Source organism: Planctomonas deserti, assembly GCF_003067705.1.
Lineage (GTDB): Bacteria > Actinomycetota > Actinomycetes > Actinomycetales > Microbacteriaceae > Planctomonas > Planctomonas deserti.
The window spans coordinates 1-891 of the sequence record NZ_QANL01000020.1 but is presented as its reverse complement, the minus strand read 5'-3'; the positions used below and the strand labels follow the sequence as shown (position 1 = coordinate 891).

Sequence of the window (891 nt, the reverse complement as noted above, 5' to 3'; positions counted from 1 at the left end):
CCCCAGTTGCCGCCACCTCTGCGCAGCCGTTGCCGGTTGGCCAATGTGGACGGGGAACACCTCGTTTTTCTCGTCGAGTCCCCGGTCTGGCATGCCAAGTTGCGGCTTGCCGAAGCCCAGTTGCTCGACGCGGCCCGTTCCATCGGGCTGAAGGCCACCAGGGTGACCATCAAGACTGCGTCTCCCACTCCCACGCGCTCCCCAGCGCTCGACAACCGGAATGGACCCCACGCAGTTTCAGCCGCCACGCACAAAGGGCTACGCGACGCCTTGGCTTGCCTGCAGGACGTTCCTTCGAAGCCGAAGAAGCGGTCCTGACGACAACGGAGCATCCGGCTCCGCTCCCCGTCGCGCGTGTCACCACGGCGTGAAACATTTCGGGGGCCGGGTCGCATCCTAGCTGCCATCCGGGGGCCTGTCGTTAGATTGTTGTTAAAACTGCGTTAAATTCAGGCTTCCGATCCAACAGGTTCACAAAACCGTGACCTCGAACCGGCCTTGACGCGCGTCAAGCATGCTGAATGCGCCGAACACGCCTGAAACGACAACGCCGCCCTGGAAGGCGGCGCTTTTGTCTTTCAATTCAACGATCTACAGGAATCAGGCGTAGGCCGGAGTGGCATATTCCACCGGGTCCGGGGTGGCCGGCGAGTCGAAGCTGACCCATTCCCAGGCGGTGGCGTCGGCCATCAGCGCCCGCACCAGCTTGTTGTTGAGGGCGTGACCGGACTTGAAGCCTTCGTAGGCACCCAGCACCTGGCCACCGGCCAGATAGAGGTCGCCGATCGCGTCGAGGATCTTGTGGCGCACGAATTCGTCGGCGTAGCGCAGGCCGTCTTCGTTGAGCACGCGGAACTCGTCCAGCACGATGGCGTTGTCCATCGAACCGCC

The 891-nt window shown here is 62.9% G+C and carries 2 protein-coding genes; one reads left to right on the top strand and one right to left on the bottom strand.

Annotation, left to right across the window (positions count from 1 at the left end; all coding sequences use genetic code 11):
- Window positions 1-318: DciA family protein (locus DAI20_RS19260; RefSeq protein WP_108252874.1), on the top strand; the 318-nt coding region annotated here is incomplete at its 5' end.
- A gap of 282 nt (window positions 319-600) precedes the next feature.
- Here DAI20_RS19260 and DAI20_RS19255 read toward each other — a convergent pair.
- On the bottom strand, window positions 601-891 hold a 291-nt coding region (locus DAI20_RS19255; RefSeq protein WP_205781491.1), incomplete at its 5' end, for a UDP-3-O-acyl-N-acetylglucosamine deacetylase.